Source organism: Mesorhizobium sp. WSM4844 (genome assembly GCF_055811775.1).
Genome location: NZ_JBVVQB010000003.1, coordinates 249,159 through 263,278, shown reverse-complemented (window position 1 = coordinate 263,278; position 14,120 = coordinate 249,159). Strand labels below are relative to the sequence as shown.

Annotated in this window: 14 protein-coding genes; 9 read left to right on the top strand and 5 right to left on the bottom strand. The window is 62.4% G+C overall.

Translation table 11 applies throughout. The annotated features are described in order from the left end of the window. Positions 1–73: 73 nt before the first annotated feature. Both AC0L2A_RS04940 and AC0L2A_RS04935 read right to left on the bottom strand, forming a co-directional pair. Positions 74–1,276, bottom strand: a complete 1,203-nt coding sequence (locus tag AC0L2A_RS04940; protein WP_473607815.1) for a cytochrome-c peroxidase — start codon at positions 1,274–1,276, stop codon at positions 74–76. Between the two features lie 13 nt (positions 1,277–1,289). Next, complete coding sequence (locus tag AC0L2A_RS04935) at positions 1,290–1,739, bottom strand: FixH family protein (RefSeq protein WP_027156142.1); 450 nt, start codon at positions 1,737–1,739, stop codon at positions 1,290–1,292. A 208-nt stretch (positions 1,740–1,947) separates the two neighbouring features. On the opposite strand from AC0L2A_RS04935, the gene AC0L2A_RS04930 reads away from it, so the two are divergent. After that, positions 1,948–2,868: a sugar kinase gene (locus AC0L2A_RS04930; RefSeq protein WP_473607814.1), complete on the top strand. Its 921-nt coding sequence runs from the start codon at positions 1,948–1,950 to the stop codon at positions 2,866–2,868. A 55-nt stretch (positions 2,869–2,923) separates the two neighbouring features. On the opposite strand, the gene AC0L2A_RS04925 is transcribed toward AC0L2A_RS04930, so the two are convergent. Continuing rightward, a complete protein-coding gene (locus tag AC0L2A_RS04925) occupies positions 2,924–3,958 on the bottom strand; it encodes a class I SAM-dependent methyltransferase (protein WP_473607812.1) in 1,035 nt (344 codons plus the stop codon). Positions 3,959–4,292: 334 nt separating this feature from the next. Here AC0L2A_RS04925 and AC0L2A_RS04920 point away from each other — a divergent pair, with 334 nt between their 5' ends. The 8 genes from AC0L2A_RS04920 (at position 4,293) to AC0L2A_RS04885 (ending at position 10,822) form a co-directional block, all read left to right on the top strand. Beyond that, on the top strand, positions 4,293–6,266 hold the full coding sequence (locus AC0L2A_RS04920; RefSeq protein WP_473607828.1) for a putative bifunctional diguanylate cyclase/phosphodiesterase: 1,974 nt from the start codon (positions 4,293–4,295) through the stop codon (positions 6,264–6,266). A gap of 382 nt (positions 6,267–6,648) precedes the next feature. Further along, entirely contained in the window at positions 6,649–6,984 is a 336-nt protein-coding gene (locus tag AC0L2A_RS04915) for a hypothetical protein (RefSeq protein WP_473607811.1), read from the top strand. A gap of 90 nt (positions 6,985–7,074) precedes the next feature. Beyond that, a complete protein-coding gene (locus AC0L2A_RS04910; protein ID WP_473607810.1) occupies positions 7,075–8,556 on the top strand; it encodes a multicopper oxidase family protein in 1,482 nt (493 codons plus the stop codon). Between the two features lie 26 nt (positions 8,557–8,582). Then, positions 8,583–9,023, top strand: a complete 441-nt coding sequence (locus AC0L2A_RS04905) for a DUF411 domain-containing protein (protein ID WP_473607808.1) — start codon at positions 8,583–8,585, stop codon at positions 9,021–9,023. A gap of 35 nt (positions 9,024–9,058) precedes the next feature. Next, positions 9,059–9,193 (top strand): hypothetical protein, encoded by a 135-nt coding sequence (locus AC0L2A_RS04900; protein ID WP_023803571.1) that lies wholly within the window; start codon positions 9,059–9,061, stop codon positions 9,191–9,193. Then, a complete protein-coding gene (locus AC0L2A_RS04895) occupies positions 9,190–9,639 on the top strand; it encodes a c-type cytochrome (RefSeq protein ID WP_473607806.1) in 450 nt (149 codons plus the stop codon). Before AC0L2A_RS04900 ends, AC0L2A_RS04895 begins: the two co-directional genes overlap by 4 nt. Next, positions 9,636–10,181 carry a TlpA family protein disulfide reductase gene (locus tag AC0L2A_RS04890; RefSeq protein WP_473607805.1) on the top strand — a complete coding sequence of 182 codons (546 nt, stop codon included), beginning with the start codon at positions 9,636–9,638 and terminating at the stop codon, positions 10,179–10,181. Before AC0L2A_RS04895 ends, AC0L2A_RS04890 begins: the two co-directional genes overlap by 4 nt. Continuing rightward, positions 10,178–10,822 carry an SCO family protein gene (locus AC0L2A_RS04885; protein ID WP_473607803.1) on the top strand — a complete coding sequence of 215 codons (645 nt, stop codon included), beginning with the start codon at positions 10,178–10,180 and terminating at the stop codon, positions 10,820–10,822. Before AC0L2A_RS04890 ends, AC0L2A_RS04885 begins: the two co-directional genes overlap by 4 nt. Positions 10,823–10,994: 172 nt before the next feature. Here AC0L2A_RS04885 and AC0L2A_RS04880 read toward each other — a convergent pair whose 3' ends face one another. Both AC0L2A_RS04880 and AC0L2A_RS04875 read right to left on the bottom strand, forming a co-directional pair. Further along, complete coding sequence (locus tag AC0L2A_RS04880; RefSeq protein WP_473607802.1) at positions 10,995–11,783, bottom strand: DUF899 domain-containing protein; 789 nt, start codon at positions 11,781–11,783, stop codon at positions 10,995–10,997. A 238-nt stretch (positions 11,784–12,021) separates the two neighbouring features. Next, positions 12,022–14,118, bottom strand: a complete 2,097-nt coding sequence (locus AC0L2A_RS04875) for a peptidase domain-containing ABC transporter (RefSeq protein WP_473607827.1) — start codon at positions 14,116–14,118, stop codon at positions 12,022–12,024. Positions 14,119–14,120 lie beyond the last annotated feature (2 nt).

Sequence of the window (14,120 nt, the reverse complement as noted above, 5' to 3'; positions counted from 1 at the left end):
CCCCCCAAGTGGGGGAGATGTCCGGCAGGACAGAGGGGGGCGCGAAGGATCGCTACCGAGCAGCTGAGTCCCTTCACTCCGCCAGCGTCTTCAAGAACGCCACCAGCGCCGCGCGCTCGCGGTCCGAAAGCTGCAGCGGGTGGATCTCGGATAAACCCTCGACACTGGCAGGCGCCTTCGAATAATGCGCCACAACCTCCTCGAGCGAGGAAAACTGCCCGGCATGCATGTAGGGCGGACGGGTGGCGGCGCCGCGCAGCGACGGCGTCTTGTAGGCGCGGACGAGTTCCGGCCCAGCCTTGACCATGAAGCGCAGCTCGCCGCAGGCGCTGGCGCCACCATCGCGAAACGCGCCGAAACAGTTGAACGGATCGGCCTCGACTTGGCGTACCGCGTCTATGCGGCCGCGATCCGGCGGCAGATTCGCCACCGACGGCACGCCGGTATTGTGAAAACCGCCGTCCGTAAAACGCGGCCCGTTATGGCAGGTCACGCAATTGGCCTTGCCGATGAACAGTTTTAGCCCGAGGATTTCTTCGGGCGACAAGGCATCGTCGCCTTGCGGCGCCTGTATACCGGTATCCAAAGCGGCGGCGAACCGGTCGAAGCGTGTCTGCGGTGGCGCGATCGATCGCTCGAAGGCGGCGATCGCCTTGCCGATATTGGCGAAGACGCGGTTGACGTCCTCGGCTTGTGCACCGGACATGGCATTCCAGGCAGCCTTCTCGGCATCGCCGCCGAGCGGACTGGCATTGGCCGGCACATTTGAAAGGTCGGGCAGCGGCCCGAAGATGCGCTCGTAGCGCTCGCCGAATCGCGCCTTGATGTAATGCGCGTAGGCGGCGCGGTTGCCGGCCTGCTCCAGCGGATTTTCCAGCGGCGCCAGCGCCTGCGCCCAGAGACTGTCGCGCCGCCCGTCCCAGAAGAACCATGCGTCATGCGCAACGCCGGCCAGCGGCATGGTGCGCCGGTTGGTGCGGCCGACACCGACCGCTCGCGGCAGATCGTCCTGGAACTGCCGGTCGATCTTGTGGCAGGTCGAGCAGGAAACCTTGCCGTCGCCGCTCATCCCGGCGTCGAAAAACAGCGTCGCGCCGAGCGCGGCGGCAGCCGGCACGTCGGCGAAGCGGTTGGTGGTGTCGGTTTTCAGCGGCGGCAGGGCTGACAGCGCCAGCGAGGCGATGGTCTTCTTTTCGGCATCGGAAAACTCAGGCTTGCCGCAGCCGGCAAGCACAGCCATCGCCAGCAGCGCGAAAAGTCGCGGAAAGCGGTTCATCTTGCTCCAACGCTCAGAGCAACACATTGAAGACCACCGTGTCGGATCCGGCCGCCGCGGAAATGGCGAAATGCAATTGCCACAATCCGCTCATTGTGAACTTTACCCCGCCGATGCGATAGCGGCCATCGCCCAGATAATCGGTCGCATGCGGGCTGGTCGGCAGACCGTGCCTGTGCTGCGGCATGCCGCCGGATATCGAGATCGCAGCGCCCTCCACCGGGGTTCCCGCATTTGTCTTCAGGGTCAGCAGCCAGGATTGCAGTTCGCCCTGCCTGACAACGCCCCGCTCCGGCTCGAAACTGGCCACAAACAGGCCGTTCGCCGTCTCTTTCGAACGGGCAATCTCGGAGCCGGCGAGCCGAGGCGCTTGCGGCGCGGTCAGAGAGACGGCGGCGAGAATGCCGGCCAGCAAGGCAGCCAGACCAACACCTGCCAGAACGTAGCGCCATAACGATGCCAAACCGGTTCCTCTTCCAGAAATAACGTCTCACTGAGCGGATCGCGTCCCGCCGCGCAGCTGAGAAAACGCCGCCGGCGCAAAAATCCGCTGCCGCCAAGCATGGCGCTGGCGCCCGCAAAAAGCTACAGCACCGGATCTTGGTTTGTGCATGTGTTTATCCCAAAACCGCTGCGCAAGCTGTGGGCGACATGCACCGGGAGAGAGATACATGGCAGGAAACGGCGTCGCCTCGATCGGTGAATGCATGCTCGAGCTTTCAGGCCAGGCCGGGCCGAACTGGCGCATGGGCTTTGCCGGCGACACGTTCAACACGCTGTGGGCGTTGCATGCGCTGAGCGGCGACCGGCGGGCAACCTATGTGTCGGCCTTCGGCGACGACCCGTTTTCGCGCGACCAGATCGATTTCTTCGCGCAAAACGGCATCGGCATCGGCGCCAGCCCGATCATAGCAGGCGCACGGCCCGGCCTCTATGCAATCACGCTGACCGGCGCCGAACGCTCCTTCACCTACTGGCGCGGCGACGCCGCCGCGAGGCAGCTTGCCTCCGACGCGGCCGCTTTGGCGAAAAGCCTTGAAAATCAGGCGCTTGTTTACTTTTCCGGAATCACTTTGGCAATTCTGGACGACGCCGCGCGCAAGACACTTTTGGCGGCGGTGGCCAAGGCGCGCGCCGCCGGCTCGCTTGTCGCCTTCGATCCCAATTATCGGCCGCGGCTGTGGCGCCAGCGCGAGGAAGCACAGACCGCGATCCTCGATGCGCTGGCAGTCACTGACATCGCGCTGCCGACCTTTCCCGACGAGCAGATGCTGTTCGGCGACGCAGCGCCGCAGAAAACCGCGGAACGGCTGGGAAAGCTGGTCGGCGAAGTCGTCGTCAAGAACGGCGAGGAGCCGGCGCTGATCGCCACAAGCGGGACCCTGCAACCCGTTCCGGCCGTGCATGTCGCCGCCCCGGTCGACACCACCGGCGCCGGCGATTCCTTCAATGGCACCTATCTCGCCGCCCGGCTTGCCGGCCATGTCCCGACCGCGGCGGTGCTGCGCGCGCATCGCGTCGCCGCGGCAGTCGTCCAGGTGCGCGGCGCGCTGGCGCCATTCGAGACGTTAAGGGCAGCGTTCGAAGATTAAACGCAATCGGACTGGCTTCCGCCAACCGCCGACAAGCTTGCAGCCCGGGCGGTCGCTATCCGCGCTTTTCGATGACACCGTAGAGGACGTTGCGGTTCTCGCCAAAGAACACCTGCGCCTCGACGGTGTTTCGGTCGACGCTGGCATTGACGATGTTCCACATATCGGCCTCCGACCGCAGCAGCAACACCCAGTTCATGAACGTCTCCCGGTAGCCGGCGTCAGGGTTGCCCTCTGCGTAGTTCGCGAAGAGGAATGTCCCGTTCGGCTTCAACATCTGCAGGCAGGTTTTCGTGAGCTTCACGGCGACGTTGTGCGCAAGGTAGTCGTAAAGGCCGGAGGCATAGATGAAGTCGAACTTGCCAAGCTTGTGGCCCCTCGTGAGCATGGTTCTCACCGAGCCGTCGATGGCCTCTACCGCAGTGCCCTGAAAGTCGCGCGTGATCAATCCAACGCTCTGAGGATCCTGATCGAGCGCAACCCAGCGCTTGAGACGGCCCTCCTGTAAGGCGGCCGAGCGATTGGCCTCCCTTAAATGGCCGGCCGCAATCGCCAGGACCTCGGTTTGAGGTCCATTCCTGGTCGCAATCTCATCGACATATCGGGTCAAAAGATCGCGTCGCTCGCGTGCCGCGACGCACGACGGCACATCCTTGGTATGCCTGTAGAGCGCCTTGCCGATGTCCGAGGCGTTTGCCACGCTCTCCGCCACGTGCGGATCACAATAGATGTAGTCGAGCAACTGCGCGTCGCCGGAATAACCTCTGGGCTTGTCGTGGGACCACCGCGTGAGCGGATCCTCAAGAAAGTACTCCAGGACCGGGTGGTTCCGCACCACCGGTATCAATGCTTGCCAAACGTCCGGATGGACCTTGGTACGCATTGCTTCGAGATGCGACATCAGACGGCGAATGACCTCCGCGGGGTCCTTCTGCTGCTCGATCTGCTGGTGCGTGATGTGGAGAATGAGTGCAAGCTCGACGCGAGCGGTTTCGAACGCTTCGCTATGAGGCTCGAGCTTTCTTCGAGGGAGACTGGCGGCGATCATCTCGGCAGTAATCAGACTTTTGCCATCGAGGATTGTTGCCACCGCAGAACTCCATAATCACATTTAACTAGATATAGTTAGATATTGCCTAAAATTTTATCTTTGCCAAGACACATCTCCGGCATTTTAGCGGTGTCGTTAAATTCCCGCCAACCATGCTGGTTTTTTGGACGCCTTGCGGGTCGGATTCCCGATACGAGTTAACGCAAACCTATCTGCGCGACTGCATATTGATTGCGAGGCGCCGCAATTCGCTGTCGCGCCTGAGGAGTCGGCCGGCGTGGGGGTAGAAGCTAGAAATGAGTTCGGCATACAAAGCCCCGTTCAAATGGGGCTTAGGGTGACGAACGAATACGCGTCATCCGCATTGGCCGATATGGCCCATGCGGAACCGCTTGAGCGGCGCTACGAGCCGCGCTCCGACGAGCTCCGCAAACTCTACCGGGAGGAAGGCCAGGCGAAGCGAAGAATGGACGCCAGGCCTGGGCTTTGGATCGCCGTGGCCATCTATCTGCTGTTTTCGGCAACGGATCTGCTGCTGATACCGGATGTCGCGCTCTATACGATCATGGCCCGCTTCGCGGTCGGAGTGACGGCGCTGTTGACCCTGGAAGCACAACTTCGCCGCGGGGTCGCCACGGAATGGATTGACGTGACTTGCGCTGCGGCCATCATCTTTGGCTATATCGGTTGGTTGTCCCCAGCGGTGTTGGGCACGGACAAGGAAAGCGTCTCTTACTATATGGTCTTCGGCACCATCTTTATGATGAGCGCCAATCTATTTTTCACGTTTAAATTCAGCCTGTCTATTGTGACTTCAAGTATAATTCTGGTAATATTGTATATTGTAAACTACTTCGTGCCTTCCACATTGACGTACAAAATGGTATTTGGAACTTTCTACATCTCATGCTTCACATTCACATCCTACGTAAACTGGAAGCTGAACGAGGAACGTTACAACGTCTTCCTGAACGCCCTCGAAGCCAAAATCCAGCACAAGGAAGCCACCGAGCGCGGCCAGGCGCTGTTGAGTCTGTCGAGAACCGATCCGCTTACCGGTCTGGAGAACCGGCGGGCTATCGACGAGAAGCTGCGCGACTACTGGAGCGACTGGCAAAGGCATGGCAGCGTCTTTGTGGCGATCCTCATCGACGTGGACTTCTTCAAAAGGTTCAACGACTACTACGGACATCAGGAAGGCGACCGCTGCCTGATACTTGTCGCCAATGCCCTTGCCGAGATGATCAAGCAGCACAATGGCTCAATCGGCCGCTACGGCGGGGAAGAATTCATCGTCCTGGCTCGCATGGAGAAAAGGGAACAGGTTGCAGGTCTCGCGGAAGCCATTCGAAGCACGGTGGAGAACCTCGCGCTTCCCCACCAGCAGCGCAGGGACGGCACCTCGGTGGTGACGGTGAGCGTTGGCGCTGCCTTCACCAGGCCGCAGACCGGCGCCAAGCTGGAGAAGATCATCCACGAGGCCGATCGTGCGCTCTATCTGGCAAAAGCAGGCGGTCGCAATTGTACCTGGCTGTTCGATCCAAACGATCCCCAGAGCAGCGACGAGAGCGAGAATATTGCGGCTTTGCTGAAGATCGCGATCGGCCAGGATCTCGTTTCACTCGTCTATCAGCCGATCCAGAATGTGGCGTCTGGCCGGGTTGAAGCCGTCGAGGCTCTGATGCGCCTCAAAATGCTGGACGGCACATCGGTTCCGCCGAGTCTGTTCATTCCTGTTGCGGAACGAACCGGCGCGGTCCTGGAACTCGGGCGCTGGGCCATAAGGACAGTGTGCACTGAACTCCTGGCGGACGATCACGTCCGTGTCGTCAGCGTCAACGTCTCTCCAATTCAGCTCAAGACGCCCGGCTTCGCAGCTTCGGTTGCGACGATTTTGAGCGAGACCGGCGTCGCCGGCAGCAGGCTGGCCCTCGAAATCACCGAAGGGCTGGAGATGGAGATGCACTCCGACATTCTGCGCTGCATCAGCGACCTGAAGCTGCTGGGGGTCAGGGTATGGCTTGACGACTTCGGGACGGGCTTCGCGGGCCTCTCATGGCTTCGTCTCATCGATTTCGATACGGTGAAGATCGACCGCTCGTTCCTGCATGACTGCGGCACCCCAAGGGGCAAGGCGATGCTGCAGGACATTATTGCCCTGGTGCGAAATCGCGGCCATAAAATCCTGATCGAGGGGGTGGAAACCGACGAGCAGCTGGCCCTTATCCGCGAATTCGACATCGATAAGATCCAGGGCTTTCACGTCGGCCGACCTGCTCCCGCCGCGAATTTCCGCACGAAACCGGCCACCTACAAACGCACATTGTCGATCGTCAAGTCGGCATGAATGGCGGCGGAGCGATCTGAGCCCTGCAACCCACTGCATCGTCGGCCGCTTCTTCATCTCCTTGGGCGCCTCGCCGGCATGCTGGAGGCCCTTCCACAGCCGCTTCCAACTCAGTGAAGGCGGCGCGGCTCCCGCAAAAGGAAACGCCGAGGTCGAGGCGCAGCTCGCAATTGCACGCTCCATGATCCGCGCCGGCCGGCCACTCTAGAATCATAACTAGCGGACTTCGCGTCTTCTCACGCCAGACCATTTCCGGAACCTAGTCAGACATTCCAAGGCAGCCTGCAACAAATCGCCTCCCGTCGGCATCCGTTTGCGGCGGTCATGGTTCACCTGCGACCGAATCTGGACACGGCGCAGAGCCAGGACTACTGTCTACCCAATGAGCAGGTTCGTCCGCATCCTCGCAGTCGTCCTCCTCGCGGCCTTCGCCCTCGGCACGGCGGCGCATGCCGCGGCTTTGACGGACATGTCCCTGAAGATGTCGATGGCTGAGATGGACGGCGACATGCCCGACTGCCAGGACTGTCCCGGCGATGACGGCCAGACGTCGGCATGCGACCAGTTCTGCGTTACCTCGCTTGTCGCGATCTGCACGCCTGCCGCGGCCGAGCTGCCGCATTTCGCCGGTATCGTATCCTTGCCTCCCGGAGAACCGTCCGACGGCCGCACCGGTCCGCCTGAGCCCTATCCTCCCCGAACCACCTTCCTGAGCTGACACGGCCGCGGCATCCGCTCGCGACCGACCCGTCGACGCGCCCGGCTACGTCCGCGCGTCAAAAAAGCCTATTCCGGAATGGTTGATCCAATGCCCTATCCACGTGTGCCGGCGCTGACGCGTCGAACCTTCCTCGCATCGGCCGCCGCCGTTTCGGCGGGCGTGGTGCTTCCACCGCGATCCGACGCCGCAGGCCTTCGCGAGTTCCGGATCCGCGCCGGACCGGGACGCGCCCAGATCGCGCCAGAGCCGCATGGCGATACCCCCATCTGGTGCTATGACGGCAGCCTGCCCGGTCCGGAAATTCGCATCCGCCAGGGAGAACGCCTGCGGGTGGCGGTCGAGAACAAACTCAACGAAGAGACGACGGTACACTGGCACGGTTTGCGAGTCCCGAACGCGATGGACGGCGTGCCGCACCTCACGCAGGCGCCGATCTGGCCCGGCGAGACCTTTGCCTACGAGTTCGATGCCGTCGACGCAGGCACCTTCTGGTACCATCCGCATCATCGCAGTTTCGAGCAGGTCGGCAGAGGCCTCTACGGCCCACTGATCGTGGAGGAAGCCGATCCCATCCGGGTCGACCGCGAAGTCACATGGGTGCTGTCCGACTGGCGGCTGACCAAAACCGCCGAGATGCGGGAAGACTTCGGCAACCGCCATGACATGATGCACAACGGCCGGGTCGGAAACACGGTCACGATCAATGGCCGCGTGCCGGATGTCTTTCAGGTGCGAAAGGGAGAACGCATCCGGCTGCGGCTGATCAACGCCGCCAACGCCCGCATTTTCGGCCTCGACTTCGGGAACCATCAGCCTGCCGTCATTGCGCTGGACGGGCAGCCAGTGGAGCCGCATGCGCCGGAAGGCGGACTGGTCGTGCTGGGGCCCGCGATGCGCGCCGACCTCATCCTCGACATGACGGCTGACGCCGGAAGCCGGGTTTCCGTGGTCGACCGCTTCTACGAGGGCCTCGAATACCGCCTGGTCGACCTAGCCTATGCCGGTAATCCGCTCAGGCAGGCGGCTCCCGACTGGCCTGTCACCCTCCCGCCCAACCCGGTGCCGGAGCCGGACCTTGCATCGGCCGTCCGGCACGAGGTCACCTTCAACGGCGGCATGATGGGAGCCATGGTCATGCAGGAGATGGGCGGCAGCATGGGCGACACGCGCAAGCATTCCCCCGGCGCCGTTGGCGGCATGATGGGCAGCATGGGCGGCATGATGAACATGATGCACTCCGGCGGCATCTGGTTCATCAACGGCATCGCGGCGGAAGGGCACGTCATGGACCCGATGCTGACGCTTGCGCGGGACAAGAGCCATGCCATCGCGATGACCAACGCGACGGCCTGGCATCATCCGATCCACCTGCACGGCCATTCCTTCCGGGTGATCTCCCGGAACGGCAAGCCGAGCAAGCACCGCGAGTGGCAGGACACGGTGCTCATGTCTCCGCGCGAGCGGGTGGAGATCGCCCTCGTTGCCGACAATCCGGGCGACTGGATGCTCCATTGCCACATACTCGAACACCAGGCCGCCGGGATGATGGGCGTCTTCCGCGTCGCCTGACCAATCCCTCAAAAGGAGAACCGAAAATGCGTACTATCCTGAATGCCGTCGCCCTCGCTTCCTTCGTCTGGGCTGCCGTCCCGGCGCTCGCGGGCGAGAAGGACGTCACCCTCTACAAGAACCCGCAGTGCGGCTGCTGCGAAGGCTATGCCCAGTACCTGCGGGGGAACGGCTTCACCGTCACCAGCAAGGCCACCCACGACCTCGCCGAGATGAGCCGCGAGGCAGGCATCGCGGACGAATTCCAGGGCTGCCACCTGTCATTCGTGGACGGCTACGTCGTCAGCGGCCACGTCCCCGTCGGCACGGTCAAGAAGCTGCTCACGGAGCGGCCCGACATCAAGGGCGTGACGCTGCCCGGCATGCCAATGGGCTCGCCGGGAATGAGCGGCACCAAGGAAGCGCCGTTCGAGATGCTGGAGATCACCAAGTCTGGCAGCGTGGGCGGCGTATACGCGCGGGAATAGGCCTGCAACGAGACGCGGAAAAGGAGCCGACAACGATGGACGGCGGAATGATGGAAGGCATGGGCGGCATGATGCTGGGCATGGGTGTGGGCTGGCTCCTGCTCGCAGTTGCGCTCGTTCTCGCGGTCGCGACCTTGGTGAAGTACCTGTTCTTCAGCGGCCGCAAATGAGCAGGCAGGCTGTTATCCTCGGCTTCGCGGCGCTCTTGGGAGTTGCCGCCCTCGCCTTGATCTGGTCGTTCGGAGCAAGCGAGGCCGCGGCAATTGCGCGGGGACGGCAGCTCTATTCCGCGAACTGCGCCTCCTGCCACGGGGCCAGCCTCGAAGGCCAGCCTGACTGGAAGAGGCAGCTTCCCTCGGGAAGCATGCCCGCCCCGCCGCACGATGCGTCCGGTCACACCTGGCACCACCCGGACGGGGTGCTGTTCCGGATCACCAAAGAGGGTCCAGCCGCCGTGGTGGGCAACGGGTACGATAGCGACATGCCGGGATTCGAGGACATTTTGAACGACGAGGAAATCCGCGCCGTTCTCGCCTTCATCAAGAGCACATGGCCTGAGCGGGAGCGCTCCTACCAGTCGGAGATGAGCCGCCGCGAGCAGGAGAAGACGCAGTGAAGACGATCCTGTCGGCGCTGATACTTGTCGTCCTTGTGGCCGTGGGCAACGCGCACGCGCAGGAACCGACAGTGATGCCGCTGCACGAGGAGCCGCAGCCCTTGCCCGAGCTCATTTTCGCCGACGAGGCGGGAGAGCCGCAATCTCTCGAAGATTGGGGCGGCAAGATGGTGCTGCTCAACGTCTGGGCGACCTGGTGTGCGCCCTGCCGGGCCGAAATGCCCACGCTCGACCGCCTTCAGGAGCGGCTCGGCGGCGACGGATTCGATGTCGTCGCCCTTTCGGTGGACCGGGCTGGTGCCGGCGCAGTCCGGAAGTTCTTCGACGAGATCGGGGTCAAACTCCCCGTCTTCATCGACCAGGACGGGACTGCGATCCGCGCGTTGGGACTGTTCGGCCTGCCAGCCACGCTTCTGATCGGCCCGGACGGAAACGAGCTCGCGCGGCTCGCCGGACCCGCCGAATGGGACACCCCCGAGATGGTTTCCTTCTTCGAAGGGATCATCGTACGAGAACTCGACCAAACCGGAGAACGGAGATGAACAGAAAAACACTTCTCGCCGCGATGGCCGTCACGTCTGTCCTCGCGCTTCCCGCATTTGCCCATCATCCGGGCGCCGATCTCGACAGGCTTATGGGCAGCGAGGAGAAGTATTTCCAGGCGATCGACGCTCCCGCAGCGCCGGGATTCGATCTGGCCGACGACGAAGGCAATCCGGTCCGCCTCTCGGACTTCGCCGACAAGGTCGTTATACTCAATTTCGTGTTCGCGAGTTGCACCGACGTCTGCCCGCTGCACTCCGACCTGATCGCCCGCGTCCAGGCGATGGTCAACGAAACGCCCATGAAGGACCTGGTGCAGTTCCTGACGGTGACGACAGACCCGAAGTCAGACACGCCCGAGCTCATGAATGGATACGGCGAAGCGCACGGGCTCGACCCGCGCAACTGGACCTTGCTGACCACTCTCGAAGGGCAGGCGGAGGATGCGACGCGCAAGCTGTCCGAGCAATACAACGTCCGTTTCGATCCGCTCGAAGGCGGCCAGCAGATGCATGGCTTGGTGACGCACGTGATCGACCGAGGCGGGCGCTTCGCGGCCAAGTTCCACGGCCTCAGGTTCGATCCGCTGAACCTGGTCATGTACGTCAATGGGCTGACGAACAGGGTGAATCGGCCGTGATCAATTGACTTGATCCAGCACTACCGCCGGACGCCCTCCGAGGTTGTCCGGTTGGGGGAACAACACGGCAACAGCGCACGGATCGCTCATGAGCCGCCGCGCCAGCGCCGCTGGGAACAGGATTCCTGCGTTTCGACGCCGCCGCCGTCGATCTCAGCGGATCAGGCCTGGCTCATTGCTTCGCGCTCGCCTCCCGGAACGCCGCCTCTCCGGCCTCCGACACCTCGGCCCACTTCTTGTCGGCTGCCGGGTCCGCGGCGTAGCTGTCGTGCCAGTTCCACCATTTGTAGGCTGGGGTCTGGGGATAGCCCTCGGGCGAGTCCTCCCAGACCTCCTGCCGGCCCAGCGGCGTGATGTCGAGATAGTTCCAGGTGCCGCCCATCTGCTCGTCGCCGCGGTTGTTGATGAAGTAGGTGCGGAACACGCGGTCGCCGTCGCGGATGAACACGTTGTGGCCGTGCCACTCGTCGACACCGAAATCGGCGTCGAAGCTGTCGGTGAGGGTGAACCATGGTATCTCCCAGCCCATCCGCGCCTTCAACCGCGCGATATCCGCCTGCGGCGCACGCGAGACAAAGACGAGAGTGGTGTCACGGGCGTTCAGATGGGCGAGGTGGGCGACCTGGTCGGCCACCATGGAGCAGCCGCGGCAGGCATGGTCCGGCCAGCCGAACACTCCCGGCTCGAAGAAGGCGCGGTAGACGATCAGCTGACGCCGACCGTCGAACAGGTCGAGCAGGCTCACCTTCCCGTCGGGCCCCTCGAACGCATAATTCTTCTCCACCGCCATCCACGGCATCCGCCGCCGATCGGCGGCCAGCGCGTCACGGGCGCGGGTCTGGGCCTTTTCCTTCACGAGCAGCTGCTTGTGGGCCGCTTCCCACTCCTGCGGCGCCACCACCGGTGGTGTGCGCATGGCAGTCTGTCCGCTTTTCCGTTCGCTCTTGGCTGCTGAAGTCATGGCTTCCTCCTGATCTGGGCGAATTCCCGCGTCGCTGAAGCACGGCTCATTCGCTGCTCATCGCTGGTTGTTGGGCCTAAAATAGTTTGGCACCGGAAAACGACCAGTGGGAGTAACAAGTGTGACGCTATTCCCGCCGATCAATACCGCGGGTGCAGGAGCCCCCCCTCAGCCGCTGATCAATCACTTCAACCGGAGCGGCGAAGTGGGCGCGCTGCTGGACTATTGCGCCGCATCCTTAGCGCACGCCTTGCTTCTCGTCGCGCCGCTGGCCTTGCTCTGTCGCCAATGACCACACGCTGTCGGCATGGCGGCCGACGTTCGCCGAGTGGGACGCGAAGATGACGGTTTTGCCCAACGACTTCAAGTTTTCCAGTATCTGCCGCTCGACCGGTTCATTGAGGTTGGCGGTGGCTTCATCCAGCACCAGGATGGCCGAGTTCTTGTATAGCGCCCGGGCCAGCAGCAACCGTTGCTGTTGTCCTGTCGACAGGTTCGACCCCATGTCGCCGACCTCGCTCTGGTAGCCGAGCGGCAGCTCAACGATGTCGTCGTGGATGAGGCACAGCCTGCAACACTCCTCGGCGCGCGCGATGTCGAGACGCTCGTCGAAGAGCGCGATGTTCTCAAGTATGGTGCCTCTGAACAGCAGGTCCTCCTGCAGCACCACCCCAACGCTGTTGCGTAGGATCGACACGTTTCCGGAGGTGATCGGGATGCCGTCGATCAGTACCTGTCCTGAATGTGGGGTGATGATGTTGAGGATGATCTTGAGCATGGTCGTCTTGCCGGAACCTGTCGGCCCGGTGACATGAACGAACGAACCCTTCGGCGCCTTGGCGGAGAACCCGCCGAGCACCGTCTTCCGGTCGTTGTCGATACGATAGACGACCTCCTTGAGTTCTATCTCGCCCTCCAGGCGCATGAAGCGGCCGATATCCAGGTTGCGGGTAACGCGTCCGTCCGCATCGAAGGCTTCGACGACACGGTCCCGGTGGACCTTGAGATTAAGGATTTCGCCCATGGAGTCGACAAGGCTCGTCAGGCGCTGGTCGAGGAATTGGCGATAGGCGTAGAAGGCATACATGACTCCGATCGTCAGTCTCGCCTGCATGACGTCAAGCGCCAGAAGATAGAGGACAGCTATGACTTCAACAGCCTTGGTGACCTGCATGAAGAGGCTGTATTTCAGGCCGAAATAGGCAAGGTCGAACGAGGTATTGACCGACTTAACCGTCCTATCAAGGTTTCCGGCAACTCGGCTCAGCTCGATCGTATTGGCCTTGACCGAAGTGATGCCGCGCATGCTCTCAACAAAAAACGCTTCCTCATGCGCGCGGTCGATCACGTCCCGATCCTGAAGCTTCCTGGCCCGGTTCAGCAGCACAAGGCGAACGCACACGACGAGGCCGTTCAGGACCAGCACGATCAGCGCGACGCGGGGCTCGATCAGGAACAGGATCACCGAAACCACCGTCACGAAGAGAAGGTCGGAGATGAACGCCCCCACGTTCTTGACGATGAAGCTGACCAGGAAGTTCAGCGAATTGTATTGCGCGACAATGCTGCCAAGGTTCCTTCGCGCGAAGTAAGCCCATGACCGCGACAGGAGGCTGTCCAGGTACTTGTGGGTAACGGTCATGCGCGTGAGCGCTGTCTGCCGGATGACATGGTAGCCCTGTGCGTAGGAAGCGAGAGCGCCGATGAGGTTGGCAAACAGGAAAGCGCCGACGACGACAAGCAGAAGGTCGCGGTCGTCCTTTAGGATCACTTCGTCGATGACGATCTGGACCGCAAGCGGCGAAACCAGTGCGAAGGTGAGTACCAGGACCGACAGCGCAATGAACTGCGCGATCGGCCTCCGGTAGTCGCTGATCGGCAGGATGATTGCCGGCGTCTTGCCCTGCCCCTCGAAACGGGACTGGTGGAAAGCAGGAAGCGGGATGAGTTCCAGGGCGATGCCGGTGAACTGGCGCGAAAAGCTGTCGCGCATGAGCTTTCTTGCGCCGGCGGCCGGGTCGACGATGTGGACGAATTTCGGTCCGACCTTCTCCAGCACGACGAAGTGGTTGAAGTTCCAGTGGATGACACAGGGAAGCCGCAGGCCTTCAAGCGCCGACATCTCGGCCTTGACAGCGCGTGAACCAAGTTCCAGCCCGCGGGCAATTTCAATCATGTCCCTCAGGGTTCCCCCGCGGCCCAGCGCGGGGAACCTGGCACGCAAGTCGGCCAGCCTTGCGCCACCTCCGTGGAACCGGACAATCATCGCGAGGCAAGCAAGGATGCATTCGGGGCTTTCCCCCTGCCGAACGTGGACGATGCGCCTCGCCCACATCA

Coding starts and splice junctions, on each gene's coding strand:
- AC0L2A_RS04940 (WP_473607815.1), bottom strand. CDS start 1,276: ATGAACCGCTTTCCGCGACTTTTCGCGCTGCTGGCGATGGCTGTGCTT.
- AC0L2A_RS04930 (WP_473607814.1), top strand. CDS start 1,948: ATGGCAGGAAACGGCGTCGCCTCGATCGGTGAATGCATGCTCGAGCTT.
- AC0L2A_RS04920 (WP_473607828.1), top strand. CDS start 4,293: ATGGCCCATGCGGAACCGCTTGAGCGGCGCTACGAGCCGCGCTCCGAC.
- AC0L2A_RS04915 (WP_473607811.1), top strand. CDS start 6,649: ATGAGCAGGTTCGTCCGCATCCTCGCAGTCGTCCTCCTCGCGGCCTTC.
- AC0L2A_RS04910 (WP_473607810.1), top strand. CDS start 7,075: ATGCCCTATCCACGTGTGCCGGCGCTGACGCGTCGAACCTTCCTCGCA.
- AC0L2A_RS04905 (WP_473607808.1), top strand. CDS start 8,583: ATGCGTACTATCCTGAATGCCGTCGCCCTCGCTTCCTTCGTCTGGGCT.
- AC0L2A_RS04900 (WP_023803571.1), top strand. CDS start 9,059: ATGGACGGCGGAATGATGGAAGGCATGGGCGGCATGATGCTGGGCATG.
- AC0L2A_RS04895 (WP_473607806.1), top strand. CDS start 9,190: ATGAGCAGGCAGGCTGTTATCCTCGGCTTCGCGGCGCTCTTGGGAGTT.
- AC0L2A_RS04885 (WP_473607803.1), top strand. CDS start 10,178: ATGAACAGAAAAACACTTCTCGCCGCGATGGCCGTCACGTCTGTCCTC.
- AC0L2A_RS04880 (WP_473607802.1), bottom strand. CDS start 11,783: ATGACTTCAGCAGCCAAGAGCGAACGGAAAAGCGGACAGACTGCCATG.
- AC0L2A_RS04875 (WP_473607827.1), bottom strand. CDS start 14,118: ATGTGGGCGAGGCGCATCGTCCACGTTCGGCAGGGGGAAAGCCCCGAA.